Annotated in this window: 19 protein-coding genes and 1 pseudogene; 14 read left to right on the forward strand and 6 right to left on the reverse strand. The window is 62.2% G+C overall.

The genetic code is table 11. The features are described 5' to 3' along the window. Positions 1 to 76 precede the first annotated feature (76 nt). From X730_RS161475 to X730_RS161460, 4 genes are all read left to right on the forward strand, one after another. Positions 77 to 1,090, forward strand: coding sequence for an amino acid ABC transporter substrate-binding protein (locus X730_RS161475; RefSeq protein ID WP_023735055.1), 1,014 nt, complete (start codon positions 77 to 79; stop codon positions 1,088 to 1,090). Positions 1,091 to 1,321: 231 nt separating this feature from the next. Further along, positions 1,322 to 2,449, forward strand: coding sequence for an amino acid ABC transporter permease (locus tag X730_RS161470; RefSeq protein ID WP_348633121.1), 1,128 nt, complete (start codon positions 1,322 to 1,324; stop codon positions 2,447 to 2,449). Positions 2,450 to 2,452: 3 nt separating this feature from the next. Beyond that, positions 2,453 to 3,592 carry an amino acid ABC transporter permease gene (locus tag X730_RS161465; protein WP_023825502.1) on the forward strand — a complete coding sequence of 380 codons (1,140 nt, stop codon included), beginning with the start codon at positions 2,453 to 2,455 and terminating at the stop codon, positions 3,590 to 3,592. 49 nt (positions 3,593 to 3,641) lie between these two features. Then, positions 3,642 to 4,874, forward strand: coding sequence for a MalY/PatB family protein (locus X730_RS161460; RefSeq protein WP_050588057.1), 1,233 nt, complete (start codon positions 3,642 to 3,644; stop codon positions 4,872 to 4,874). 161 nt (positions 4,875 to 5,035) lie between these two features. On the opposite strand, the gene X730_RS1000000165140 is transcribed toward X730_RS161460, so the two are convergent. From X730_RS1000000165140 to X730_RS161455, 3 genes are all read right to left on the reverse strand, one after another. Next, positions 5,036 to 9,667 carry an autotransporter outer membrane beta-barrel domain-containing protein gene (locus X730_RS1000000165140; RefSeq protein WP_196814788.1) on the reverse strand — a complete coding sequence of 1,544 codons (4,632 nt, stop codon included), beginning with the start codon at positions 9,665 to 9,667 and terminating at the stop codon, positions 5,036 to 5,038. A 737-nt stretch (positions 9,668 to 10,404) separates the two neighbouring features. Continuing rightward, positions 10,405 to 10,773 carry a hypothetical protein gene (locus X730_RS1000000169190; RefSeq protein WP_081731497.1) on the reverse strand — a complete coding sequence of 123 codons (369 nt, stop codon included), beginning with the start codon at positions 10,771 to 10,773 and terminating at the stop codon, positions 10,405 to 10,407. Between the two features lie 268 nt (positions 10,774 to 11,041). Continuing rightward, positions 11,042 to 12,835, reverse strand: a complete 1,794-nt coding sequence (locus X730_RS161455; RefSeq protein ID WP_023683170.1) for a PAS domain S-box protein — start codon at positions 12,833 to 12,835, stop codon at positions 11,042 to 11,044. Between the two features lie 155 nt (positions 12,836 to 12,990). On the opposite strand from X730_RS161455, the gene X730_RS161450 reads away from it, so the two are divergent. Continuing rightward, a complete protein-coding gene (locus X730_RS161450) occupies positions 12,991 to 13,359 on the forward strand; it encodes a response regulator (RefSeq protein WP_023825505.1) in 369 nt (122 codons plus the stop codon). A gap of 435 nt (positions 13,360 to 13,794) precedes the next feature. Here the strand turns inward: X730_RS161450 and X730_RS1000000168050 are convergent, their stop codons facing one another. Beyond that, positions 13,795 to 13,953 carry a hypothetical protein gene (locus tag X730_RS1000000168050; RefSeq protein ID WP_023671107.1) on the reverse strand — a complete coding sequence of 53 codons (159 nt, stop codon included), beginning with the start codon at positions 13,951 to 13,953 and terminating at the stop codon, positions 13,795 to 13,797. Between the two features lie 129 nt (positions 13,954 to 14,082). Further along, the gene (locus X730_RS161445) at positions 14,083 to 16,083 is read right to left on the reverse strand and encodes an AI-2E family transporter (RefSeq protein WP_023686481.1); all 2,001 of its coding nucleotides are present in this window, start codon (positions 16,081 to 16,083) and stop codon (positions 14,083 to 14,085) included. A gap of 184 nt (positions 16,084 to 16,267) precedes the next feature. Here X730_RS161445 and X730_RS161440 point away from each other — a divergent pair, with 184 nt between their 5' ends. Together X730_RS161440 and X730_RS01000000164140 are read left to right on the forward strand one after the other, a co-directional pair. Beyond that, complete coding sequence (locus X730_RS161440) at positions 16,268 to 16,501, forward strand: hypothetical protein (protein WP_023686482.1); 234 nt, start codon at positions 16,268 to 16,270, stop codon at positions 16,499 to 16,501. A 328-nt stretch (positions 16,502 to 16,829) separates the two neighbouring features. Continuing rightward, a pseudogene (locus tag X730_RS01000000164140) lies at positions 16,830 to 17,779 on the forward strand (aminopeptidase). A gap of 29 nt (positions 17,780 to 17,808) precedes the next feature. Here X730_RS01000000164140 and X730_RS161435 read toward each other — a convergent pair. Beyond that, positions 17,809 to 19,014 carry an ROK family transcriptional regulator gene (locus X730_RS161435; protein ID WP_031196532.1) on the reverse strand — a complete coding sequence of 402 codons (1,206 nt, stop codon included), beginning with the start codon at positions 19,012 to 19,014 and terminating at the stop codon, positions 17,809 to 17,811. Between the two features lie 145 nt (positions 19,015 to 19,159). On the opposite strand from X730_RS161435, the gene X730_RS161430 reads away from it, so the two are divergent. From X730_RS161430 to X730_RS161400, 7 genes are all read left to right on the forward strand, one after another. Further along, positions 19,160 to 20,425 (forward strand): ABC transporter substrate-binding protein, encoded by a 1,266-nt coding sequence (locus X730_RS161430; protein WP_023710878.1) that lies wholly within the window; start codon positions 19,160 to 19,162, stop codon positions 20,423 to 20,425. An 81-nt stretch (positions 20,426 to 20,506) separates the two neighbouring features. Next, positions 20,507 to 21,442: a sugar ABC transporter permease gene (locus X730_RS161425; RefSeq protein ID WP_023671101.1), complete on the forward strand. Its 936-nt coding sequence runs from the start codon at positions 20,507 to 20,509 to the stop codon at positions 21,440 to 21,442. Next, positions 21,435 to 22,340, forward strand: coding sequence for a carbohydrate ABC transporter permease (locus tag X730_RS161420; RefSeq protein WP_023671100.1), 906 nt, complete (start codon positions 21,435 to 21,437; stop codon positions 22,338 to 22,340). The genes X730_RS161425 and X730_RS161420 overlap by 8 nt, the downstream gene beginning before the upstream one ends. A gap of 25 nt (positions 22,341 to 22,365) precedes the next feature. After that, positions 22,366 to 23,472, forward strand: coding sequence for a sn-glycerol-3-phosphate ABC transporter ATP-binding protein UgpC (gene ugpC / locus X730_RS161415; protein WP_023686485.1), 1,107 nt, complete (start codon positions 22,366 to 22,368; stop codon positions 23,470 to 23,472). Positions 23,473 to 23,516: 44 nt separating this feature from the next. Then, positions 23,517 to 24,284 carry an SDR family oxidoreductase gene (locus X730_RS161410; RefSeq protein ID WP_023710876.1) on the forward strand — a complete coding sequence of 256 codons (768 nt, stop codon included), beginning with the start codon at positions 23,517 to 23,519 and terminating at the stop codon, positions 24,282 to 24,284. A 26-nt stretch (positions 24,285 to 24,310) separates the two neighbouring features. Then, a complete protein-coding gene (locus X730_RS161405) occupies positions 24,311 to 25,300 on the forward strand; it encodes a TIM barrel protein (protein ID WP_023710875.1) in 990 nt (329 codons plus the stop codon). Continuing rightward, on the forward strand, positions 25,297 to 26,109 hold the full coding sequence (locus X730_RS161400) for an SDR family oxidoreductase (protein ID WP_023710874.1): 813 nt from the start codon (positions 25,297 to 25,299) through the stop codon (positions 26,107 to 26,109). The genes X730_RS161405 and X730_RS161400 overlap by 4 nt, the downstream gene beginning before the upstream one ends. Positions 26,110 to 26,503: the final 394 nt, after the last annotated feature.

The raw sequence follows: 26,503 nt of genomic DNA on the forward strand, positions 1-26,503 counted from the left end.
CCATGAGAACAATCGATTTGACGAATACTTGGGCTGGAGAGCACATTCCCTTCAACAATAACAGGGGAATGCCGAAATGAGATCAACGTTCAAGGGCCTACTTGCCCTCGCCATCGCGTGCACCGCCTCCTCGGCGTGGTCCGCAACCCTCGATAATGTCAAGAAAAATGGCGTGCTGACCTGTGGCACGAATTCGGCCACGGCTGGCTTCAGCCTTCCCGACAATGAAGGCAAATGGACCGGATTTGTCGTCGATTATTGTCGCGCCGTGGCCGCTGCCGTGCTCGGGGACGCGCAAAAGGTCAAGTTCATCCCATTGACGCCAAAGGATCGCTTCACCGCCTTGCAGTCGGGAGAGATCGACATTCTCGCCCACAACGCAACCTGGACATCGTCCCGCGATACGTCGCTAGGCATACTGTTTGCCGGCACGTATTTCTATGACGGCCAGGGGTTCATGGTGCGCAAGGCGGACAATATCACGTCAGCCAAGGGACTTGACGGCGCATCGATATGCGTCACCCAGGGCACCACGACCGAGTTGAACCTTGCCGACTATTTTCGCTCGCAGTCGATCAAGTACACGACGGTTGGTTTCGCAGACGAGGAAGCTGTCGTGAAGGCTTATGAGGAGGGACGTTGCGACGTCTTGTCCGCAGACACCTCCACCTTGAACGCGTCGCGGCTTCGCATGGCCAAGCCGGACGACAGCATTGTTCTTCCCGAGCTGATCTCCAAGGAGCCGCTTGGCCCGGCCGTGCGGCAGGGTGACGACCAGTGGTTCAATGTGGCGAAGTGGACGCTCTACGTCATGGTGGCCGCGGAGGAATACGGGGTCACCTCCAAGAACGTCGATGCCATGAAATCGTCTGACAATCCCAGCATCCGCCGCCTGCTTGGCGTGGAAGGCAGCATAGGCAAGGACATCGGGCTCGGCGATAACTGGCCGGTCGAGGTGATCAAGCAGGTCGGCAATTACGGCGAAGTGTTCGAACGCAATGTCGGCAAGGATTCGCCGCTGAAAATGGAGCGTGGCATGAACGCGCTCTGGAACCAAGGCGGCGTTCAGTACGCTCCGCCGATCCGCTAATGCATGTCGCTCAAAAATGGCCCCGGTTTTGAGACAACGACATGCATAACGAAGACCCTAAAGCGCGTCGCCTGAGTCCGTTCAAACCCGACGCGCTTTAGGCAAAGGCATGGTTGCAAGGCGCTGGCGTGTTACCGTCAGCGCCTTGCACGGACCCGATAGGAACAGCCCATGTCCCATTTGTCGCTTCCCGCGCCGTCGCGCAGGAGGTTGTCGCTGCACGATACGAAGGTGCGGGGCATCCTCTACCAGCTCTTGCTCGCCGGCTGCCTGCTGGCCTTGGCGCTGGGCATCGGCATGCAGACTGCATCGAATATGCGGGTCCGGGGGATTCCGCTCTCATTCGACTTTTGGAATGAGTCTGCCGGCTTCGACATCAATCAAACCCTGATACCGTACGATGCATTGTCCAGCTACGGTCAGGCGTTCTGGGTGGGAGTGGTCAACACCCTCTACGTCAGTCTCCTCGCAATCCTGTTTGCGACGTTGCTTGGCTTCGTCATCGGCGTTGCCCGCCTGTCGCCGAACTGGATCGTTTCGAAGGTGGCGACCGCCTATGTCGAGCTTGTGCGCAATGTTCCGTTATTGCTGCAGCTGCTGTTCTGGTACAACGCCGTCCTCAAGCCGTTGCCCTCGCCGAAGGCGTCCATCGCCATTCCCGGCGGCATCTACCTCAACAATCGCGGCCTCATCGTTCCGGAGATTCATTTGCATCCGGGAGCGGGTCTGGTGGGCCTGGCATTCGTTGCGGCCATTTCCTGCTGCGTTGCGTTCTGGTTTCGCGCCAGGAGCATCCAGAGACGGACGGGCAGGCAGCTGCCGGTGCTTCTGGTCAGTCTGGCGACCTTGATAGGATTTCCGCTGGTCGTGTTCCTGGCGGCTGGCGAGCCGGTCTCGTTCGTCGCCCCGCAGCTACGGGGTTTCAATTTTCAAGGCGGGCATCAGCTCTATCCGGAGTTTGCCGCTCTCCTGATCGGTCTGTCGGTCTACACCGGTTCATACATCGCCGAGATCGTGCGAGGTGGAATTCAGGCAGTGCCAAAGGGCCAGACCGAGGCTGCGCATGCGTTGGGGCTGGCGCCGGGCAAGACGCTTCGTCTGGTCGTCGTTCCCCAGGCGCTGCGCATCATCATTCCCCCTTTGACAAGCCAGTATCTCAACCTCATCAAGAACTCGTCGCTTGCCGTGTTCATCGGCTATCCCGACCTCGTTCAGATCTTTGCCGGCACGGTGCTCAATCAGACCGGAGCCGCCGTCCAGGTCATGGCGATTACTCTGTCGGTCTATCTCGTCACCTCCCTTGCCACGTCGTTGGTCATGAACGCGTGCAACCAACATTTTGCAATTGTTGAAAGGTGACGGATGAGCGATCAGTCCATGCGTTCGCCAATTGTGATCAGCGCGCTCATACCAGCCATGGCGCCTCCCGCGGACGTTCGACCGGGTCCAGTGAGCTGGATGAAAAAGAACCTGTTTTCGACGCCGTCTTCAGGCGCGCTGACAATATGCTTTGTCCTCCTCGCCACGTGGCTGCTGCATCACTTCCTGAGCTTTGCGATCTTCAACGCGGTCTGGAGCGGCGGCCATGAAGCTTGCCGTGCGAACAGCCAGGGGGCTTGCTGGCCTTTCATCGCCGAGAAGTTCGACTACCTGCGATACGGCGCGTATCCGGTTTCCGAGCGGTGGCGGGTGGACCTTGCGCAGGCGATCGGCGCCATCCTCATCGGTTGGCTCCTGTGGACGAAGGCTCCGCGGCGCAAAGTGGCGGCGTTGCTGTTCTTCCTCGTCTACCCCGTGGCCGCGTTCGTTCTCGTGCGCGGCGTTGCCTGGCTTCATTTGCCTGTCATCGATACGGCGCTCTGGGGCGGTCTCTTGATCACGTTGCTGATGTCGATCGTGGGTATCGTCTTCTCGCTTCCGATCGGGGTTATCCTGGCGCTTGGACGCAGGTCGGAACTCCCGTTCGTCAAGACGGTTTGCGTCACGTTCATCGAAGTCGTCCGCAGCGTGCCGTTTATCACAGTGTTGTTCATGGCGAACTTCATGATGCCGCTCTTCGTCCCGGATTATCTGACACCTGATCGTCTGTTGCGCCCGCTCATCGCGATAGCGTTGTTCTCGTCCGCCTATATGGCCGAGGTCGTGAGAGCCGGCCTTCAGGCGATCCCGAAGGGCCAGTACGAAGCGGCCAAGGCGCTCGGGATCGGCTACTTCGACATGATGCGCCTGATCGTCCTCCCTCAGGCGTTGACGATCGTCATACCGAGCATCGTCTCGACCTTCATCGGTCTGTTCAAAGACACGACTCTGGTCGCCATCGTCGGCATCGCGGATTTCCTGAAGGCCGTCGAAACGGCGCGCGTCGATCCGAACTGGGCAGGCCCGACGATCTCATCAACCGGCTACCTCTTTGCGGGGTTGGTCTACTGGAGCTTTTGCTTCGGCATGTCGCGTTACTCGCAATCTATGGAGCGCCAATTGGCGCGTGGCCACAAATCCTAGGAGGCGATGATGATGCCACAAGCAATGCCCGCGGCAAGGTGACTATCAAATGGCTTGTGCAGACACGCCCGCATCGGCGCATGGGCAGCGACATATCGCGGGAACAGATTTCGACCAAATCCACGACCGTCAGCAGTTCGGATCCGTCAAATGGGCCAACCAGTGGGACGAGTTCTCTCCCCAGGTCGAGGGCCAGGACCTGCTGTCGCTGTGGACGGCGGATATGGACTTCCGCGCTCCGGAAACCGTCATCGCGCGACTGCGCGAGGCTGCGGAGCATGGCATTTACGGCTACACACGCCGCGATCCGCGCCACTATGAGATCGTGCAATCGTGGTTCGCGCACCGGCACAACTGGTCGCCGAAACTGGAGACCTTGCTTCCCGCGCCGGCGATCATGCCGTCGGTGGCTGCGATACTGCGAACCTTCACCAAGCCCGGTGACGGCGTCATTGTGCAGTCGCCCGTGTACTCGCCCTATTTCGAAGTTGTTCAGGGAAACGGGCGGGTTCTGCTTACGAACCGGCTGAGGCTGCAGAACAACAGATATGAACTCGATCTCGAGGATTTCGAGAAACTGGCGGCCGGCGGTGCCAAGGCATTCCTGCTGTGCAATCCTCACAACCCTGCCGGAATGGCCTGGACACGCGAAGAATTGGCGGCGCTCAACGACGTCTGCGAGCGCCATGGGATCCTGGTCATATCCGACGACATTCACTGCGACATAAGGTTGTCGGATCGCCCCCACATCGTCTTCTCCTCCATCTCGGAAGATGCTGCCGAGAAATCGTTCATCTGCACCGCTCCAACGAAGACTTTCAATCTTGCCGGGGTTCCTTCGGCAACCATTTCGGTAGCCAGCAAAAAGCGCCGCGGGGCGCTTCTTGCCGCAATGCAGGCGTCATTCATGGTGAATGCGAACTTTTTCGGCCGCCTGGCTTTGGAGGTTGCTTACAGCAGCGGCGCGCCGTGGCTCGACCAACTCACGCACTACATCGCCGGCAACATCGATCTGGTTTGCGAGTTCGCCGGTGAACACCTTCCAGGCATCACGCCCATGCAGCCCGACGCATCGTTTCTGGTGTGGTTGGACGCGTGCGCGCTCGATGGCCGAGTGGGTGGAATTCAGAAGTTCTTTGTCGATCGGGCCGGGGTTAATCTCTATGACGGCCGCGTCTATGGGCCTGGCGGCGAAGGCTTCATTCGCCTGAATGTCGGCTGCCCGCGTGCTCTGTTGCGCCAAGGGCTGGAGCGCATGTCCAGCGCGCTGGCATCCCTGTGATCGAGCGCCAGGGTGCTTCGGATGCGAGCCTGGTACTTGATGCCGGCAGCCGGTAAGGAAACGTCCGAGGCCGACGAGCCGGGTGGCCCGCTAGTCCGGATTCCATAGCCGTGCCGGACACGACGCTCAAGCCAAGGTCGACATGTCCATCTTGATCGCCGCTACCATTTCACAGCGAACCCGAGCTTGGCGCCCAGGGCATGGCTGTCGCCAAAATCCTTGAGACTTGTCCGCACGGTGCCTTCCCCGAAGACTGCGTAGCGGCCGTCCGCCCAGCTCAACGAGCCACCAAGGCCGACACCGCCCCACAGCGCCTGATTTTCGCTGACCAGCTTCGTGCCGGACACATCGACATCATTTCCGTCGAGGAAGTCGTAGTAAAGGTTGCCGAGCCCGTAGATGTGCGTACGGCTTACTTGCCCCGCATCGTCCACCCACTGGTCTTCATAGTCCGCGGAGAGGCCGAGCCGGCCAACGAGGCTGTTGCTGCTGCCGGGCGACACGACGGCGCCAAACGGGTCGGTGAACGCGTCGAAGTCGACCGAGGAATAGGCAAGCTGGGCCTGCGGCGTCAGCGACCAGTTGCCGTTGAGGGCGATCTTCTGTCCGGTCTCGATGCTCAGCCCGTAGCCGAAACCGTTGTTGCCGTCCGCAAGCGCGGTGCCTAGCGTGGCCGACCGGATGTCACTGTCATACCATGTCGCCTCAGCCTGCGCGTCGGCGTAGAAGCCACCGCTGCCGAACCAGGTGAGCGTGCTGCCGACGCCGTAGCCGGTGGCAGCGATCGACCCTGCCCCGAAGATCGAGGAGACGTCCGACGACGCGGTTCCGTAGTGGGCCGTAATCCCTCCGATCAGGGTACCGGCGTCGCTTTCGTGCAGCAGGCCATCGACGCCGGCCTGCAGCTTCCAGGTGGTCACGTCATAGTTCGTGCCGGAGGTCGACGTCTCCGGCTTGATCTCGGCATGGGCAGCTTCGATGCGCGCCCATATCGCCTTGCCGTCGACCGAGCCCTGGCCTGGCAGGTCCGCACCTTGCGGTGTAGCACCCTCGCCCCACGACCGATTGCCGATGCGTTGCTGCATGGTGCCCAGTTCATTGAAGGCCTGCAGCACCCCTTCATAGGCCTCGTACAGCGGCACGCCGGGCGAATAGAGTGGCTGCGGATCGGGATCGCCGTTGACCAGGGCCGAACGCAGATACCAATCGCCGTCGGCCGGCGTGCTGACGCCGCCTTGGTAAAGCCTGTAGGCATAGGCGCCCGCGACGACCGCTGCATCGCCTTCGAAGGTATAATTGCCGTCGAGCGAGAAGCTGCCGTTCGAGACGCCGCCGACGTCGACGATCTTGATGCCTCCGACCGTTTGGGCGCCGGACCCGCCGAAATTGACGACCTGAAGGGTACCCGTCCCTGACGTGTTGCCGGCGATCACCAGCATATTGGTCGGCGAACCGTCACCACCGAGCGCCGTGTTGAGGATGACGTTGCCGCCATTGCCGATATAGTCGCCGCTGACGGTAAGTGTGTCGCCTGGGACGCCACCCGCGATGCGCACCGTTCCGGCGTTGCTCAGCCCCGCAATCGTCTGGGACGTGCCGGCAAGATCGAGCGTGGCGCCCGAGGCGACGGAAAACTGCGAGGAGGAACTGAACGCGTTCGCAGCGCCCGCGGCAAGCGTGCCGCCGCTGACCGTAGTGGCGCCGGTAAAGCCTGAGTTGTCCAACGCAAGCAGCAGCGTGCCTTGGCCGTCCTTGATGAACGTACCGGCGCCCGAGAGCACGCCGGCATAGCTGGCGGAGGCGACTTGGTCGAATGTGAAGGAGGCGCCGGCGCCGATCGCGACATCGCCACCGAAGCGCTCGGCTGCCGAGACGAGGCCGCCTTGATTGACGGTCCAGTCCAGCAGCGACGTGCCTGACAGCGTCAGCACGCCGGCGCCATCCTTCATCATTGCGCCGGTGCCGGAGATATCGCCGGCGAAGCTGGCGTCCGCCGCCTGGTCGAACACGACAGTGCCGGAATTGCCGATGTCGCCACGAATCGAGGTTGCATCGCCGACCAGCGTGCCAGCGCTGACCAACGTGTTGCCGCCATAGCTGTTCGTTCCCGTAAGCGTCAGCGTGCCGGCGCCGGCCTTGGCAAGACTGCCGGCCCCCGAGATCACGCCGGACAAAGTGAGGTCAGCCATCGTGTCGAAGGTGCCGCCGGCCGCCAAAAGTGTGATATCGCGCGCCGAGGAGAAGACGGCGGTGTTGCGCAGCGTACCGCCGGAGAACGTCAGCTCGCCGGCAGCAACGCCGAGATTGTTATCGGCCGAAACCGAAAGCACGCCGCCCGAGACGGTCGTACCTCCCGTGTAGGTGTTGGCGCCTTCGAGCACCAGCGTGCCTGCATCAGTCTTGGTAAGGCTGCTTGCCCCGGTCAGCACGGAGGCGATGGTGGCTATATAGCCCGCTGCGGCCGGGGAGCCGTCGCCGACCCGGATGATGCTCTCGCCACCGGCGTCGGCGAGCGTGACGGAGTCGCCCTCGATGCGGTAGCCATCGGCAGCGAACTGCATGCCGGTAACCTCCAGCGCGCCGGCGCTGTCGTCGGTGGTGACGGTGCCGCCAAGCGTCTGGAAGATGGCGAAACCGGGTTGCGGCTTCATCGCGCCGGTCACCAGGCCGGTGCTCATCGTCCACGTCGGGCTTGCCGCAGTCCAAGTGCCGTTGCCGCCATCGACCAGATTGTTGTTGGCATTCCCGGCCGCGTCACCGTCCCAGAACAACAGGTCGTTACCGACACTGCTGATAAGATTGACCTGGTTGGCGACAGAAGTCTGCACCGTCAAATCGGCCGCCGTGACGCCGGCCGGCAGATTGCCGAGTTCGAGACCATTGTCGGTGAGGGCGCCGCCATAATTGATGAGCCGGTAGACGCCAGGGCCAAAGCCGCCTACATCGGTGATGTTGAGGCTGCCGTCCAGCGTCAGCGCTCCGGTCACCTCGATCAGGTCGTTGACACCGCCGCCGACAATTCCTGCCTGGCCGAGCTCGTAGTCGAGCATAGAACCGGAGCTCAGGCTGAGCGATCCGACCGTAAGCGTACCCGGACTGGAGCCGGGGGCCAGCACGCCGCCATCGGCGACGATCACCGCGCCGCCTATCGAGCCGGAGCCGCCCAGCGTGCCGCCGCTGTTGACCGTCGTTTCGGTATTCCCAAGCGAACCTTCGACGACGAGCTTGCCCCCGTCGACCGTGGTACGGCCGGAATAGGTGCTGTCGCCGTTGAGCACTAGGGTGCCGGCGCCCTCCTTGTAGACGCCGCCCACGCCGCTCAGCTCGCCATTCGCGGTCAGCGTCGTACCCGCCGCCGCGCGGAAGTAGCCATAGGCGGAAGTGAGCTTGACATCGCGGCTCATGGCGAAGCTTGCTGTCGTGCCGAGTTCGCCGCCGTCGAGTGTCAGCAGGCCCGTAGCGGCACCCAGATTCTGGTCCGACGCGACCGAGATGCTTTTGCCGGTCCCGACCTTGGTGCCGCCGCTGTGGGTGTTGGCACCGGTCAGCGTCAGCGTGCCGAAGCCTTCGATGTCGACGCTGCCCGAGCCGGAGATATTTCCGCCGAAGGTGTGGGGGCCGAGGTCGAGAAACGAGACAGCGCCGTTGTCCAGGATGTCGCCACGGATCGCCACGGTGTCGCCGGCAAGCGTTCCTGCATTGACGATGTTGCCACCCGTATAGCTGTTGGACAAATTGGTGACGTTGAGGGTGCCGGCGCCGCTCTTGACCAGTGTGCCGGTGCCGGTCACCTGGCCTGACACGTCCAACTGCGTGCCTGCCACCGTGTCGAACCCGCCGGTCAAATTGATCAGGACATTGCGATTGGTGGCGAAGCTGGTGGTCGTGCGCAACGTGCCGCCGTCGAAGGTCAAGCCGCCCGAGAGGGCGCCCAGATTGTTGTCACTCGAAATTTGCAGGGTCCCGCCGGACAAGGTCCAAGGCGTGACGGCAGTTGTCGTCCCCGTTAGGGTCCAGGTGCTGTTTCCGGTTTTCTCGTAGAACCCAAACCCGTCATATTTGGCGCCAGCGCCGATCTGCGACACACCGAAACTGGCGCTGATATCGCCACCCAGCTTGAATGTATCCGCGGCGCTGAAAGCGACCACATTGCCTGTGATGGTGGAGCCGGCCTGAATCTCCAGCGAATTGACGCCGCCGGTGAACTGGATGGCTTTGCCGGCTGCCGGCGTTCCGCCACCGGTGCCGACGGCACCGCCGCTGATCGTACCCGCATTGATGACCGCGATGTTGGCGCCCTTGATCCCTGCGGCGCCATCGCCGCCTGCCAAGGAGCCCTGACCGCCACTGCCGCCAACGATCGTCGCACCTAGCCTGTTGATGACGGTTCCACCTGAAAGCAGCAGAACAGCGGCGCCACCGTCCCCACCGCCGCCGAGAACTGTTCTTCCACCGGCACCCCCGAGCAGATTCCCGCTGTTCTGGATTGTCCCGCCGCCCATCAGGACAATGGCAGCTGCGCCGCCGCCACCACCTGCTTGGACCCCAATTGTGGAGAGACTCGTGCCGCCGGTAACGCTGCCGCCCGCCTCTACAAACACGTTTGCGGACGAGAATATGCCGACGCCGCCACCACCGCTGCCGCTGTTGCCATTGGTCCCACCTCGGCCGCCAGTGCCACCACTCACCGATCCTGTGCCAGTGACTGTAACGTCGGCCGTGGCACTGACGCCCACACCGCCACCGCCACCGCCGCCGCTCCTGACGACGCCATTCGTGCCAGGGGAGCCCAAAGCGCCGGCTCCGCCGCTGATGCTGGTTGCAATGGTCCCGTCTGTCGAGATGACCAGACCCGTAGCACCAGTGGCACCGGCAACGCCATTTGGGTTGTTGGCTGTCCCACTTACCGCTCCCGATCCTCCTGGCGCCCCGTCACCCGTCGTGAGGTCAATGCCGCCACCACCGCCACCAGCGGTCGCGCCATTGGCGGCATTCTGACCCGGGGCACTCGCGAGCGCGCCGTCAACGCCACCTTGTCCAGCGCCTGCGCTGCTACCATTGCCGCCATCGGCCCGAGCCGGCGCGGCGCTCAGCGCAAGGGCAACAGTTAGGATCGTCAAGGCGGAAGTGCCGGAGCGAAGCGACACGACTTGCGGCAAGCGCGCGAGATGCAAAACCCAAAACCCATCACGCGCAATCCGCTCCGCCATGCCTAAGCTCCCTGATTCCTGAGTGCGCGAAGGCAGCATGAAAGCTATTCGCCCGCAAGAAGTTTATAGTCGTGAGAGCTACCAAGAAGCTAACGGTGATCAGTAAAATGAAGTCTGCGACTTTTGAGCGACAGAAAATAGTCAATATTAGATATAGCTTATTAAACAGAGACCTTACGGAATCGCGAGAACAATCTCGCTGCATGAATTTATGCGGAAACGTTCGGACCTCCTGGGCCCAGCCGATCCCATCGGGCGGAGGTGAGTTTCGCCTCTACGGGGGCGATGAGGCGCTAGGCTGCCCCTTGGGCGACCCCTCACTATCCTGCAAGAAGTGATTCTGTAATCGACTCCCACTCTGCGTCTAGCTTGCCAGTTGCCACAGGCTGCCCGGCGCGGCGGTACCAGTAGGCTGCATTAGAAAGGTCGCCTTCTTTGCGGTGCAGATAGGCATNCACAGGCTGCCCGGCGCGGCGGTACCAGTAGGCTGCATTAGAAAGGTCGCCTTCTTTGCGGTGCAGATAGGCATGAACCCATACAGAGGCCGGATCAGATTCGTTGGCCTGCACACACTCATGCGCCCGCTCCCAATCGCCCTGTCTATCCCACCATAGAGCGTGGAGCGCCATCCCAAGATTCGCCGGGGGCTCTACACCCTGAAGGGTCGCACGGAACTCGTCGATGTCCATAGTTACCTCGCCTCTGGCTACGCCGGTCCTGTCCNTCTACACCCTGAAGGGTCGCACGGAACTCGTCGATGTCCATAGTTACCTCGCCTCTGGCTACGCCGGTCCTGTCCCGTTCCGTGCAACGAAATGCGCCCTCTGCCGGTGATTTGCTCTGCCGACTTTAGCAATGGCTCTGGCGATCTTTAGCGGAAACGGGGTTTTCGCTCGGCAAAGGCCGCATCAAGGGCTTCCAATTGACGAATGCTCGTTGCAGGGCTGCTTCCTGCTTCTAAGCTTCATGGTCGGCAGAAGCTGCCACGGAAACCAAAGGCGCTTCCAGGCTCCATGTTATGCCATGCGGACCGTGTTCGAGAATTCCTTGCCCACTGACCGCTGCGGGCGCAACCCGCTTCAGCACAACGGTTCCAAAGCCACCTTGTCCGACAGTCTGAACCTGCGGACCATCGGATTCGGCCCAGGTGAGGTGAAAGAGCCTCGAAGCACCGGAACCGGTGATGCCCCATGTGACCGAAATCCGGCCCTTGTCCCCTGAGAGCACGCCGTATTTGGCCGAGTTGGTCGCCAGTTCGTGGAAGGCAATCCCGAGATACTGAACTGCGTTGGGACTGAGCACCAATGATGGGCCCGACATTTCGATCACATCCCCCCGCGGGAAAGGCTCGACCTGGGCCGCCAAGAGGTCGCTGATCGTGGCACCCTTCCAATCCGCCGAAACAAGCAGGTCGTGAGATCGCGACAACGCCATGATGCGCTCGCGCACCTGGGTTTCAAAGTGTTTTGGCGTCTCCGATCGCTTGTTGGTCTCCCGGATCATCGACAGGATGACCGAATACTGGTTTTTCACCCGGTGGTTGACCTCGCGCATCAGCATGCGGATGCGGTATTCATTCTCCTTCGCCGACGTGATGTCTCGCGCTATCTTCGATGCGCCGGTGATCTGCCCAGTTGCGTTACGCACGGGCGATATCGTCAGCGAAACCGGAACCAGGCTGCCATCCTTGCGCAGGCGGGTCGTTTCGAATGGTTCGACGCGCTCGCCGCGGCGAATGCGTTGGAGGATGCGGGGTTCCTCGTCCTGATGGTCTTCGGGGATCAGCATGGTCACCGACCGGCCAATCGCTTCGTCGGCGGTATAGCCGAAAAGCCGTTCGGCGCCGTGGTTCCAGCTTTTTATGATGGTGTTGAGATCCTTGCTGACGATAGCGTCAAATGAGGATTCCACGATCGCTGACAGGTGCTGCCTGGTTTCTTCGGCACGCTGGCGGTCCGTCAGGTCCAGCAGCATGTTGACGGCGCCAATCAGAGCGCCGTGCTCGTCCCGCAGCGGTGTCGGGTAGGGCAGGAACGGAAAAAACGATCCATCGGGACGCTGCGCAACAGCTTGCTGATTGCGGACCGGCCTGTTCTCCTTGAGCGCGATGGCCATCGGGCATTCATCGTGCGGCAATTCCTTGCCGTCGGCACTGAACAGCTTGAACGTCACACACCATTTATCCTTGCCGACCTCAGGCTCCCTGCCTGCCAGATCGGCCGCGGCGCGGTTGTAGTAGGTGATCGTCCCATCCTGATCGGTCGTGTAGATGGCGACGGGTAGGCCGTCGAGTATCTGGTGATAGGTACTGTCATGCTGCCTGAGCTCCGAGCGGGTGTGCACCAAGTCGGTTACATCGACCGTGAAGCACCGGGTGTTGATCAGCTTGCCGTCCCGGAAATGTCCGCTTGAGGTGACTTCGACGTGCTTGATCGATCCATCGCTGGCCCTCAATCGCGCCGGATATCTTACGATCTTCTCGCCATTGGCAAGGCGACCCAAAATGTCCTCTATGACGTCCCGGTCGGGATAGAACTCGGCGATGTGGCAACCGAGGTAGTCCTCTGCGGGATAGCCGAGAAGGTCGAGCTCAGCCTGGTTGGCATGCACGATTACGCCGTCTGCGTTCACCAGATGGAGGGCAACGGCGCCGTTTTCGAAGAAATCCTTGTAATCGAAATCCAGACCGTCATTGCTGGACACCCCCGGGTTTTCGAAGGCGACAACATTCGCCTGTGTTGCTTCATGCATCCCAAACACCTTGTCCAGTCCAACCAAATATAATGCGGCTTGGATCAGTTGGTTCCCATTGCTCGCGGTCTCGACCCGCTGCGTACGGGAACCGGACCCTAAAAGGGTCGTAGCCTCGACTCGTCTTCCATCTACAAACGTGCGATCATCCGCGCATGGGCAAACCCTTGGTCCTTGTCGTCGACGACGAAGCCTTGATAGCACTGGATATGGAGTCCACTCTTTCGGAGGCGGGCTTTGCCGTGGCATTGGCGGCGACATGTTCCCAGGCGAAACGTTTTCTTGCGGACCATACCCCCGCCGCAGCGATCCTGGACGTCAGGCTGTCGGACGGCGAGGCTGTTGACGCGGCAAAAACCTTGGCAGGGCGGGCGGTTCCTTTCATCGTCTATTCCGGCCTGGGGCTCGAGGAAACCCCCGAAGCGTTCTCGTCCGGCGTAAGAGTGATGAAACCCGCCGGACCTCCAGAGGTGGTCCGGGCTCTCAAAGCGATGACCGCCGGGCAGCAGAAGGCGACGGGATAGCCGTGCTCTGAGCACCTTCGGTCTAAACTAGCCAGGCGCTGCCGGAGCAGCTGCCGTGCCTCACGGAGCAGCGAATTGCGGCCGGTGCCGATCAGGCGAACAAGGTCGCGCGCTTGATCCTCGGTGATGCCGGTCTCTTTGGCAGTTGACAGCACCAGTGCTTCATTCCCTTCCACTTTCTTAGGGTTGTGCTCGTCCTTGCCCGTGCTGATCATGCCTTCTCCATCGGCTCAACGCCAGGATCTGAGACTCATTCTTCGACGCACGGTCAACCTCGCTGTGCCGCGTTTGAGCGACAGAGATAGCGGCTCAATTATTGCGTTGCCAGAAACGATCCTGGCAACAGCCAAGTGGCCGGGTCCGTTCGTACGATAAAGCGCCCCGCGCAGGGACGGCGCCAGCATGGGCCAGATCGACCAGACAGATTGACCGGTCCTATGCCTCTCCGAAATCGGTTTCGTTTCTTGACGTCGGTTGCCGCTCGTAGTCAACGGGCGGCGGCAGGAGCATGATTTCGGTCTCCTTGCGGCCGAACTCTCGGCCGATCTGGAACGCCGCGTAGATCGCGCCGAGGCGGATAAGGAATCTAAGCATGGGGGTTCTCCTTCGATGTTAGGAACCGCAAGGCCGCGAGATTGTTCCATGGTTTGCGAGTGGGGACGATCTTGCCGTCGCACCAGGCATTCCAGCGCCGGCGCGGCAATCTGAGACATGGCGGTGCGGCTAGGCTGTTGCGGCCGTTGCCTGGGCCGGGATCCGTTTTCGAGGGGCCGGACGGCGTCGATCGCGGCGTTTCGAAACGACTTTGAGGGGAACGGCCGGCGCTGGAGAAAGTGCGCCAAGCACAGCGTTGACCATGCCGTGCGCTACGAAATCGGCGCTGATGTCGGCGGCCAAAGCTTGCCTTTCTTGCCCGACATCGCCCTGCTCCGCGTCTGACCAGAACACAATCCCAATTCTCAAACCTGCCTTGGCGCGCTTCAGTCTCCGGACCAGAAAGCGGGCATGCTTGAGCGAATCCCGGTTCAGGAAACCGACCACGACGGTGTCGATCGCCTCTAGTTCGAGACGACGAATACCTGCCGGCTCCATATCGACAAAACTGGCCTTCGCCACCGTAGCACCTTGCACCTCCAGCACCTGAGCGAGCATGGCGGCAGCGGCATCGTCGAGTTCGCCGCGACCGCCGGCACAAAGCACCGACATGTCCTTGCCGTCGGGCAACTCGATCTCTTCCTCTTCGACGCCATCTGTTTCCCTGCTCGCGCTCCCTTCCGCGGTGGTTGCCGGCGCATCTTCCTCGCTTGCCTCTTCCTGTGCATCGTCGGCAAGATTTGCCACAAGAATTTGGGCGCTCGCCGCCACCTGCCTTCGCTGTTGATCGCCCATCACGCCACGCATGCGGTCCTGCTCGCCCAACAGGAGAGCAGGAATGGCGACAGTGTCGTAGAAATCGATCAGGTACTTCTCCTCGAGGATCTCCTCGGCATGGTCAGTGGCCTCGTCGGGATCGCCGGCCAGGAGCCGTTGATAGAGCCGGGCGTGAGATTCAAGGACGGGCTCGTTGCCAAACAGGACGTCGAGAAATTCGAACTGCGGAACATGTCGCCCGAGGACGACGAGGCAAACTGTCAGCGGCGTCGAAAGGACCAGGCCGAGCGGCCCCCACAACCATGTCCAGAAAATTGCCGCAACGATGATTGCCAAAGGAGAAAGTCCCGTGCGCGAGCCATAGAGCCACGGTTCGATGACGTTGCCGGTTACCAATTCCATGACGACAAACAGTGCGGCGGTCCACAGCACCAGCGACCAGCCGGGCGCAACCGCCAAGGCCAGAAACAAGGGCAGCAGCATGCCGATAACAGGGCCGATATAGGGAACGAAGCGCAGCGCCAGTGCCAGCAACCCCCACAGCAGCGCGTTGGGAATGCCGAGCACCCAAAGGCCAATTGCGATTGGTATCGCGTAGACGATATTGACCACCAATTGCATGATCAGATAGCGGCCAACCCGTTTGCCGGCATCCTGCAATGCCTGCGTTGTGCGATGGAGGTCGCCATAGCCGACAAGGCGGATAAACCGGTCGCGCAGATCCTCGCGCTCAAGCAACATGAAGATGACGACGATGATGATCAGGCCAGCTGATGCCAGCGGGCTGATCAACGGTCCGATGATGTTCTGCAATACCTCCAGAGGTCTCTCGCGGGCGACGATCTCGACGGGAACAGGCTCGCGCCGGGGCTTGTCGGCCGCAGGCGGCGCCACATCCTGCTTGTCGATCTCCTGACCGACACGCTCGATCACCCCGCTCAGCCTGGCAATTATGCCGCCACCAACGCCCGTCTCCTTGAGGGAACGTACCTTGGTCAGAATGTTTGTCTGGTAGACGGAAATGTTCTGAGCAAGCTCGCTTACCTGGGTCGCAACAATGAAGCTGAACAGGCCCAGGGCCGCGAATGCGCCAATCACGCTCAGAAGCACTGCGGGCAGCCGAGGCAAGCCGACACGCTTCAGTGCGGAGACCATCGGCACCAGCGCAAAGGTCAAAAGCAGCGCGATGGCAATGGGAAGGAACACCTCACGACCGAAATACAGCGCAGCTACCGTCGTGACGATGGTTGCCACGGTAGGCAGAGCTGTGCGCGGATGGGCATTGCCTGCCGCAAGAATCCGTCCTAGCCCCCGCTCGGACGATGAGATGTCGTTTCGACGATTGGCAGCCACCTGATTCCCCCCGTTTCGTAACGATAGTTAGACCCATTCGCCTGCCAGGCAATGTTTAGCTGGGTCGAATACATACGTTTTGCGGTTTGCGCCCTGGGCGCTGTGCTCCGACGGTTCAGTCGATATCGTCGGAGCCGCAAATCTGTGGTAAAGCCGCCGCCCAACCAACCAAAGGACGACATCTGTGAGCGAACCGACTGTGGCCGAAGCGACCGAAAGTATCTATGCCTCGCTGCGGGCGGACAATGCCGACATCGACGCCCATATCGCGACGCTCAAGGCTGCGCTGACACGAGAGGGCGCAAAACAGGCGGTGTTCGATCCGGCAAAATTGGCCCAGAACAACCGCTCGGGCCGTAAGTTGATGCAGGCTTATTTTCGCCAGCGCGGTGTGAGCGTGAAGTTTTCGGACCAGTAGCGCGCGGCAGCTTGTGGGAACCGCGCCTCGACGGACGGTCCGTATCTCGCTCGCTCCGCCCTGCGGCGGACTTTCGTCAATCCTAGGCGAATGCCCGCATTGCCCTGCCCAGGTCGGTGTCGCCCCCTGCCCCTGCAGCTCTTGACGGAAACCGGTGCCTCCTGTTTGAGGTGGACCAGGACGTTTGCTGCATGGGGAGATGGGCAAGGGTGGGCAAACAGTGAAGCGCGTTCTTCGGATGCTTGCCGCGGCGATCATCGCGTCCGGGGCGACCGGCTGCACGAGCATTTCCTACTACGCGCAGTCGTTCCAGGGTCACGCGCAGATCATGGCCGCCCGCAAAAATATTGGAAAACTCATCCGTGATCCTTCGACGCCTGAAGCATTGCGCGCCAAATTGACGTCGGCCAGCGCCATAAGACGGTTTGCGACAGATGAACTGGCACTGCCCGAAAACAACAGCTACCGCAGCTATGTCGACATCCATCGGGACGCCGTGACCTGGGCCGTTTTTGCCGCGCCGCAATTCTCGCTGGCGCCACGAACATGGTGCTTTCCGGTTTTCGGCTGCGTTCCATACCGGGGTTATTTCTCCCGGAAATCCGCGGCTGAAAGCGCTGTCGAACTTCAAAGACAGGGGCTGGACGTCTATGTCTCGGGCGTCACCGCCTATTCCACGCTTGGCTGGTCCAGTGACCCGCTGCTGAGCACCATGCTGCGTCAGGACGACACCTATCTCGCAAGCCTTGTTTTTCATGAACTGGCGCATCAGCGCCTCTATGTGGATGGCGATTCCGCATCAACGAGGCATTCGCCGTTGCCGTTGAAACCAGCGGCGTCAGGGAATGGCTCCGCGCCGCCGGCGACCGGGCCGGATTGCGCCGCTACGAAGCCGACCGCAAACGCAGCGCCGATTTTCTCGGACTGGTGGCGAAGACGCGCGACGAGCTAAGGCAGGTCTATGGTAGTCCCCGCACCCCGGAAAAGATGGCGGCCGCCAAGGCAGCAACCATCGACCGGTTGCGGGCGCGCTACCGGCAGATGCGCGACAGGCACTGGGCGGGATACCGGGGATACGACGCCTGGTTCGCTGCCCCGATCAACAACGCCAAGCTCGCGGCAACTTCTGTCTACGGTGAACAGGTTCCGGCCTTTCTTCGCTTGTTCGACCTGTGTTCGGGCGACTATCCAAGGTTTTACGCTTCTGTCCGGCGGATCGCGGATTTGCCCAAATCGTCACGCGCCGAAGCGCTCAAGGCTGCGGACACGTGCAATTGACTTGCACAAGCACAGGCTGGTCCTGACGATCACCCCAGCGACAGTTCCTTCGTCTGGTGTCTCAAAACGAGGCCGACCGCGCCCAGCAAGGCATCGTTCTCGGTGTGCTTGCCAACGATGATGCGCGTGCGCAGCGCGGGAGCGACATCCCGGGACTTGATCAGCGTGTGGCGTTCATAGGACGCGATCAGCGGCGTCAACAGAATGTCCCCTGCCAAAGCCATGTGGCCGCCGATGATGATAAGCGGCGGATTGAGCACCGAGCCGATCAGGCCGAGACCCCGGCCGGCGATCTCGGCGGTATCCTCGATCATCCGCAACGCCCTGACGTCGCCCTGCTCGGCCATGGCGATGACATCGTCCATGGTGACTTGCCGCCCAACGACACGCGAAATCTGTTCCAGCGGTCGGGTAAAACTCGCGTAGAGCTCCAGGCACCCGCGATTGCCGCAGCGGCAAAGGTCGCCGCCGGGATCGATGCTGATGTGCCCGAATTCGCCGGCGCCGCCGGCGACGCCCGTCACCAGCCGGCCATGCTGGACAATGGCCCCGCCGACACCCAGATCGATCTTGAACAGCACGAAATCGTCCTGGCCGACGGCCGCACCCCACATCAGCTCGGCAATGGCCGCGCAGTTGCTCTCGTTGTCGGCGAAGATCGGCTGTTCCAGAACGGGTCCGAACACATCTCGTATGTTGACGCCGGCCCATGTTGGAACCATGCTTGCGCGCAGCACCACTCCATCGCGGCTGACAGGGCCGGAGACGGAGACACCAACCCCCAGGAGCCCCGCCATCGGCAGACCGTTTTCCCTGTAGGATTGGGCAATCGCCGATTTGACCGCCTGGGCCGCCTGTTGCGGCTGGTAGTCCAGCGCCATTGGAATATTTTGTTCGGCAATGACGGAATGCGAGACATCGGCGACGATGAGCCGTATCTGCTGGAGAGCCAGGTGAATGCCGACGCAGGTGCCCGCTGTCGGATTGAGCGTCACCGCCGCGGCTGGCCTGCCGATGCCTCTGATGCCGTCCCGGATGGTCGGCGCTTCGATCACCATTCCAGACTTTTTCAAGCCGTTAAGCGCGGTCGAGACCGTCGAGCGCGCCAGACCGGTGGCGCGTGCGATCTGCAACGCGGAGAGTGCGCCGCGCTCGCTCAGGCAGCGCACGATCATGCTCTCCGGCGACGCGGAGGGTCTGTCGATCAGCCAGGATCTAAGCGAAGGTTTTGTCATGGCTCAACATAAACATCGTTGACTGATAGCTCCAATATGTCATCTTGGAAAGAACTCGAGATTAACGCATCTCGCCGGCGGCGGCTTCAAACCGCGGCCCTAAGCGGTCGAGACGAACCGTGCAACACGATATGGGAGTGAAACGATGAAGTCCGTCATGACCGCGCTTGCGGCCGCTGCTGCGTGCACATTTTTCGCCGGAACAGCCTTCGCCGAGCCCAAGACCAACCTTTTGCACCAATGGGCGACCGGATCGGACGCCCAGGCGATCGCCAAGCTCGGCGAGATGTTCACCGCCAAGGGCGGCAAATGGGAACAGACCTCGATCGCCGGCCACACCGCCAATACGCTGGCCAAGCTGCGCGCCGACGTGATCGCCGGCAATGCCCCGCCTGCCGTGCAGCTCAAGGGCCCCGAGATCGCCGAATGGAACGAGACCGGCATGACCGCCGATCTCGACGAGTTGGCGGCCTCGGAAGGGTGGGAGAAAGTGGTGGCGCCGGAATTGCTTCCGGTGATGAAGCCGACCGGCAAATGGGTCGCCGCGCCCATGAACATCCACCGCATCAACTGGCTCTGGGCCTCGCCCAAGGTCATGCAGGCGGCCGGCGTGGCGGAAATGCCCAAGACCTGGGCCGAGTTCAATGCCGCCTGCGACAAGATCGTCGCCACAGGCAAGATCTGCATCTCGCATTCGACCGCCGACTGGACGGATTCGACGGTGTTCGAGGTCGTGCTCTACGGCCAGGACATCGATCTCTACCGTAAGGCCTTTGTGGAAGGCGATGTCGAGTCCATGCGCAGCCCGGGAATGGTCAAGGCCTTCACGCAGATGCGCCTGATGACGAGCAAATACATGGATCCGGGCATGGTCGGCCGCGACTGGGATTCGATGTCGGCGCTGGTCGGCAAGGGCGACGCGGCGTTCCACATCATGGGCGACTGGACGATCGGCCTTTTGACCGCCGCCGGCTTCAAGGAAGGCACCGACTATGTCTGCGCCCAGGCGCCGACCGATTGGGGCAAACCCGGCTTCATCCTCAACTCGGACTCGGTCGTGTTCTTCAAGCAGAAGGACCAGGATTACATCGACGGCCAGAAGCTGCTGGCCAGCCTGATCCTGTCGCCCGACTTCCAGACGGTCTTCAACCAGGCCAAGGGCTCGATCCCTGCACGCCTGGATATCGATCTGTCGAAGGGCTTCAATCCGTGCCAGCAGCTCTCGCAGAAGGATCTGCAGGCTTCGATCAAGGACGGCACGCTGGTCCGCTCGATGGCGCACAACATGACCATCCCGCAGAAGATGCGCGGCGCGATCATGGACTCCATTACCGAGTTCGTGGCGACACCGGACATGTCGCCCGAGGATGGCGCCAATGCGATGGCCGACGCGGCGGAAGCACAGAAATAGACGGGAATGGCCGGGCGCGATGCCTATCCGCCCGGCCGTCCTCCCTTCCAGTCCCGTGCTCTGCCAATTTCCGTGCTCTGAATGTCAAATCACGACCTGATCCTGTCGGTCCCGACGCCCGCCCGCCCCTGGCGCGAGCGGCTGGGCTCCGCGATGCCCTTGCTGGTGCTCGGCCCCTCTCTCGTGGCGAGCTTCGTCTACGTCTTCGTGTTCACCGGCTGGACGCTCTATATCTCGCTGTCCAACTCCTCGCTGCTGCCGACCTACGGCTTCGTCGGCCTCGAGAACTACGCGTCGCTGTGGGCGAACCGGCGCTGGAACATCGCCTACAACAACCTGTTTTTCTTCAGCGCTTTCTACATCGTCGGCTCGATGGCGGTGGGACTGCTGCTGGCGATCCTGATCGACCAGCGCGTGCGCGGCGAAGCGGCCTGGCGCACGATCTTCCTCTATCCGCTGGCCGTCTCCTTCATCGTCACCGGCACGGTCTGGAGCTGGCTCTACAATCCGACCGACGGCATCCAGGCCATGGTGCGCGGTTTCGGCTGGGCGAGCTTCAGTTTCGCACTCGCCAGCGACCGGCACTATGCGATCTACGCGGTGATCATCACCGGTGTCTGGCAGGCCTCGGGCTTTGCCATGGCGCTGTTCCTGGCCGGCCTGCGCTCGGTGGATCAGGACCTCGTCAAGGCCGCGCAGATCGACGGCGCATCGACGTTCCGCATTTATCGCAAGGTGCTTCTGCCAACCATTGCGCCGATCTTCCTGGCGGTCGCCGTCATCCAGATCCAGTTCGCCATCAAGACCTTCGACCTCGTGGCGGCCCTGACCAAAGGCGGCCCGGGGATCTCGACCACCTTCCCCGCCATCTACGTCTATGACCTGATGTTCCAACGCGGCCAGATCGGCGAAGGTGCGGCCGCCGCCATCATGATGCTTGCCGCTGTTGCCGTGGTGCTGGTGCCCTATTCATTCTGGGTGGTCTGGCGCCGGCGCAAGGAAGCCGGCCATGGCTGACGTCTCCCTGGACCAGTCGCTCGACCGTCGCGCTGCCGCAGTCGCGTCGCGCCGGCATTTTCTCACCCGCTTCGCCATCTATGGGCTGCTGGTCGTCTTCGCGGCGATCTACCTGGTCCCGTTGCTGGTGGTGGTGCTGAATTCATTCCGCGACCAGCAGGAGATCGCGCGCAACGGGTTGATCTCGCTGCCGCGCAGCTTCCGCCTCGATGCCTGGGGCCAGGCCTGGAGCACCTATTGCATCGGCGGCACCTGCGAGGGCATGCAGCGCAACTTCTACAACTCCCTGAAGATGACGATCCCGGCCACGATCATCTCGACGGCGGTCGGCGCGATGAACGGTTACATCCTGTCGAAATGGCGCTTCAGAGGTTCGGAAGCTTTGTTCACCTGCATGCTGCTCGGCGTCTTCATTCCGGGCCAGATTTCGTTGATGCCGTGGGCGTTCATCCTCGGCAATCTCGGCCTCAGCAATTCGGTCTACGGGCTCGTCCTCATCCACGTTATCCAGGGCATTTCGTTCACCACTTTGTTTTGCCGCAACTACTACGTCAGCATCCCCGACGACCTGATCAAGGCGGCGCGCATCGACGGCGCCGGCTTCTGGCGCATCTTCCGCAAGATCATTCTGCCGCTCTCCTCACCGATCCTGATCGTCACGGTGATCTGGCAGTTCACCGGCATCTGGAACGAATATCTGTTCGGCGTCGTCTTCACCTCCGGGCAGCAACAGCCGATCACGGCAGCGCTCGTCGCGCTGACGGCAAGCGGCACCAATGTGCGCGCCTACGATGTCATGAGCGCCGCCGTGCTGATCGGCGCGCTGCCGCCGCTGCTGATCTATCTCTTCGGCGGCAAGTATTTTGTGCGAGGCCTGACGCAAGGTGCCATCAAATGAGGCGCGATCAAGTGAAGGGCATTGCATGTCGACATTGATCATCCGATCGCTGCGCAAGAACTTCGGCGCGGTCGAGGTGCTGAAGGGCATCGATCTCGAAGCGCGGAACGGCGAGTTCATCGCGCTGGTCGGACCGTCCGGCTGCGGCAAGTCCACTCTGCTGGCGATGATCGCCGGGCTCGAATCCGTTACCTCCGGCGAGATCCGCATCGACGGGCGGCTGGTCAATTCGGTGGCGCCGAAGGACCGCGACATCGCCATGGTGTTCCAGTCCTATGCCCTGTACCCGACGATGACGGTGCGCGAGAACATCACCTTCGGCATGGAAAGCCGCCGCGTCCCGAAGCCGCAGCAGGACGAGGCCGTCAAGCGGGTTGCCGCCTTCCTGCAGATCGAACCGCTGCTAGGGCGCAAGCCCGGACAGCTTTCGGGCGGCCAGCGCCAGCGCGTCGCCATGGGCCGGGCGCTGGTGCGCGATCCCAAACTGTTCCTGTTCGACGAGCCGCTCTCCAATCTCGATGCCAAGCTGCGCGTCGACATGCGCACCGAAATCAAGAAGCTGCATCACCGCGTCGGCAAGACCACCGTCTACGTCACCCACGACCAGGTCGAGGCGATGACGCTGGCGTCGCGCATCGCCGTGATGCATCAGGGCGAGGTCCAGCAATTCGACGATCCCGCCACGATCTACAATCGTCCGGCCAACATGTTCGTCGCCGGCTTCATGGGGTCGCCGGCGATGAATTTTTTGGCCGCCGAACTGAGCCAGGAAGGCGGTCGCCGCACTGTTGTCCTGCAGACCGCCGACGGCAAGACGGCCAGCCTGCCGATCGTCCAGGCGCTCCCATCCGACACGCCGCGACAGCTCGTGCTCGGCATCCGTCCCGAGCACATCTACCGCTTCGATCCCGACCTTGCGCGCCGCAAGCCGGGCATCGCGCAGATCGATGCAGTGGTCGAACTGGTCGAGCCGACAGGCGCGGAGACCATGGCCGTCCTGCGCCTGGGCGGCAAGGAGATCACCGGCCGTTTCGACCCCGACGGCACGCCGCTTATGGGCGAGACGGTGACGCTCGGCATCGACATGGCGCGTGCCTGCCTGTTCGACCCGACGACCCAACGCCTGATCTGATCTGACCCGATCTGACCGAAGCCTGATCTGAAAAGAGTTCCGCCTTGTCCTTCGCCACCTATCCGAGCCTGTCCGAGCGTGTCGTGCTGATCACCGGCGGTGCGTCGGGCATCGGCGCCGACACGGTCCGCGCCTTCGCCGCCAATGGCGCACGAGTGGCGTTTCTCGATCTGCAGCAGGAGGCCGGCGAGGCGCTCGCGCGGGAACTCGCCGCCGCGGCAGCGCACGCGCCCCTGTTCCTGCGCTGCGATGTGACCGATATCCCCGCCCTCCAGGCCGCGATCGGCACGGTGCGCGACCGCCTAGGGCCTGTCGCGGTGCTGGTCAACAACGCCGCCGATGACAATCGCCAGCCGGTCGCCGACGTGACCCAGGCGACATGGGACCATGCCCAGGATGTGAACCTCAGGCACCACTTCTTTGCCGCTCAGGCCGTGCATCCGCACATGAAGGAAGTGGGCTTTGGTTCGATCGTCAATTTTTCCTCGATCGCCTGGCGTTTCGGCGCGTCAGAGATGGCCCCCTATGCGGCGGCCAAGGCTGCGGTGGTCGGGCTGACCTTCGCGCTGGCGCGGGCGTTTGGCCCCGACAACATCCGCGTCAACGCCATCGAGCCGGGCGCCGTCATCACCGACCGGCAGCGGGAGCTTTGGTACAAGACCGAAGGTTCGGTCGACCAGGTCGTGCAGCGCCAGGTGATCCGCAAGGTTCTGCTCGGCGAGGAGATCGCGCGCACGGTGCTGTTCCTCGCCGCCGACGACAGCCGCATGATCACCAAGCAGTCGATCACCGTGGATGCCGGCCTGAGATGACCACACCTGACTCAAAGGATCGCTTCATGCTCGAGGTCGGCCTGAACCCCTACGGCCTGACCTATCATCTCGGCCTCCAGGGCCGCGGCACGCCACGCGCCAATCCGCAGCCAGCGGGGCTCGAAGGTTTCATCGCGCTCGCGACCGAACTCGGCGCGCGCGTGCTGGAGATCTGGGTGCCATGGCTGAGCGAGCTTTCCGACGACGCGGTGATCGCGCTGCGCGAACGGCTCGCCGGCCTTGGCATCACGCCGGTCGTCAGCGGCGGCCTGCTGGTGGGCGAACCGCTCGACGATGCGTTTCGGGCCGCGCGCCTGCTCAAGGCCAAAATCATCCGGACGGCGCTGACGCCGGTTCTCTGCGGCGACCGCAACGCCGCCGGCGCAAAATGGAGCGAGTACGCCGGCATCATTCGGGGGCGATTGGTGGAATGGGGTCCCCGCGCGAATACCGAAGGGTATGTCCTTGCGATCGAAAACCACCAGGACTTTACCAGCCGGGAACTCGTCGATTTCTGCGCCCTCGGTGGTGACAGTGTGGGCGTCACCTTCGACACCGGCAACACGTTCCCGGTCGGCGAAGCGCCGCTCGATTTTACGAAGGTGATCGCCCCCTATGTCCGCCATGTCCACCTCAAGGATTACCGCGTGCAGTTCACGACCGAAGGTTACCGGCTGATCCGCTGCGCCATCGGCGACGGTGCGGTGCCGTTTGCCAAGCTGTTCGCCATTCTTGGCCAGCACCACGATCGCATGACCGCCGTTCTCGAACCGGGCGCCTTAGAGGCCCGGCATGTCCGCTATCTCAGCGACGACTGGTGGCGCGGCTATCCGCAGAAGACGGCACGCGAATTTGCCGCCTGCCTGGCGGCCGCGCAGCGCAACCGGCTGCCCGACGATGCCGACTACCGCACGCCTTGGGAGCGCGAAGCCGACGTCTCACTGGTTTCCTATGAGCTCGACATGATCCGGCGCAGCGCCGCCAACATGCGCAAACTGATGGAGAATATCCGATGACGGCACGTGAACTCGATGGATTGACCGCCTTCGTAACCGGCTCCGGCCGTGGCCTCGGCCGCGTGATGGCCGAGCGCCTGGCCGAACTCGGCGCCAATGTCGCGATCCACGACATGGACGAGGAAGCGCCGGCGAAGTACGGCGAGTTCGCCAATCTCGGCGAAGTGGTCGAGCGCCTGAAGCGGCACGGCACGAAGGTCACGTCGGTGACCGGCAACATTGGCGACCAGAAGGCGGTGGCCGAGATGAAGCGCAGGATCGAGGCCGATCTCGGCGACGTCCATGTGCTGGTCAATTGCGCTGGCGGCGACATCGGCGCCAAGGGCGGCAAGCCGAACCCGAACAACGCCCTCGACATCGAACTGGACGACATCCGCGTGCTCACCGAGAACAATCTGATCGGCACGATGCTGGTCTGCCAGGCCTTCGTGCCGCCGATGAAGCAGCGCGGCGGCGGCTCCGTCATCAACATCGCCTCCGCGGCGGCACATCTCGGCTGCTCGCCCGAGGTCGTTTACTCCACCTTGAAGGCCGCGGTCGTGCATTACACGCGCTGTCTCGCCAAGGAACTGATCGACGACGGCGTGCGCATCAACGCGGTCAGCCCAGGCGCCACGAAGACGGCACGCTTCCAGGCGACCCGCACGGTCGATCCGGAGCGCATGGATTCGAGCAAGAAGTCGCTGAACCGCTATGCCGAGCCGGAGGAGATCGCCGAGGCGGTGGCCTTTCTAGCCGGCCCCCGCGCACGATTTATCAATGGGCAGGTGCTCCGCGTCGATGGCGGGTTTACGATCTTTCCGGGGTGATGGCGGGGTGCCTCGGATTTCAATTTCGGGGCCGAAAGCGGAAGGTCCGTTTTCGGGATTCCTGGGTTAAATTGCCCCCTCACGCCTCGAGCTTTTCGCAGCGTCAAAACGGCTGTGGAGGGATTGGCAGGCTATACCGCTGACGAAGCGCACATGTGACGCACCGAGGATAAGTAACCCCGCTTGGTCACGAGGGCGCTGCCGACCGGTTGGTCGAAACTGGCGCTGGTACTCGCTATTCACGAACTTGCCGATCACCCTGACGAGGTCCACTAAGCAATGGTGAACGTCATTTCTGAAGTCGCAAGCAACTCGGCCGCCCTACTCCATTGAGGTCAGCCATGCCTTCGCGGAGCCGACGCAATCTCTGCTGGAGCCTGCATGCTTCTTCAGG

The organism is Mesorhizobium sp. L103C131B0 (assembly GCF_000502275.1).
GTDB lineage: Bacteria > Pseudomonadota > Alphaproteobacteria > Rhizobiales > Rhizobiaceae > Mesorhizobium.

Bases quoted from the DNA above. Each gene is read 5' to 3' on its own strand.
- X730_RS161455 (WP_023683170.1), bottom strand. From the start codon at position 12,835: ATGCATGAAGCAACACAGGCGAATGTTGTCGCCTTCGAAAACCCGGGG.
- X730_RS161405 (WP_023710875.1), top strand. From the start codon at position 24,311: ATGCTCGAGGTCGGCCTGAACCCCTACGGCCTGACCTATCATCTCGGC.
- X730_RS161465 (WP_023825502.1), top strand. From the start codon at position 2,453: ATGAGCGATCAGTCCATGCGTTCGCCAATTGTGATCAGCGCGCTCATA.
- X730_RS161435 (WP_031196532.1), bottom strand. From the start codon at position 19,014: ATGACAAAACCTTCGCTTAGATCCTGGCTGATCGACAGACCCTCCGCG.
- X730_RS161460 (WP_050588057.1), top strand. From the start codon at position 3,642: ATGGCTTGTGCAGACACGCCCGCATCGGCGCATGGGCAGCGACATATC.
- X730_RS161420 (WP_023671100.1), top strand. From the start codon at position 21,435: ATGGCTGACGTCTCCCTGGACCAGTCGCTCGACCGTCGCGCTGCCGCA.
- X730_RS161425 (WP_023671101.1), top strand. From the start codon at position 20,507: ATGTCAAATCACGACCTGATCCTGTCGGTCCCGACGCCCGCCCGCCCC.
- X730_RS1000000168050 (WP_023671107.1), bottom strand. From the start codon at position 13,953: ATGCTTAGATTCCTTATCCGCCTCGGCGCGATCTACGCGGCGTTCCAG.
- X730_RS161450 (WP_023825505.1), top strand. From the start codon at position 12,991: ATGGGCAAACCCTTGGTCCTTGTCGTCGACGACGAAGCCTTGATAGCA.
- X730_RS161475 (WP_023735055.1), top strand. From the start codon at position 77: ATGAGATCAACGTTCAAGGGCCTACTTGCCCTCGCCATCGCGTGCACC.
- X730_RS161430 (WP_023710878.1), top strand. From the start codon at position 19,160: ATGAAGTCCGTCATGACCGCGCTTGCGGCCGCTGCTGCGTGCACATTT.
- ugpC (WP_023686485.1), top strand. From the start codon at position 22,366: ATGTCGACATTGATCATCCGATCGCTGCGCAAGAACTTCGGCGCGGTC.
- X730_RS161400 (WP_023710874.1), top strand. From the start codon at position 25,297: ATGACGGCACGTGAACTCGATGGATTGACCGCCTTCGTAACCGGCTCC.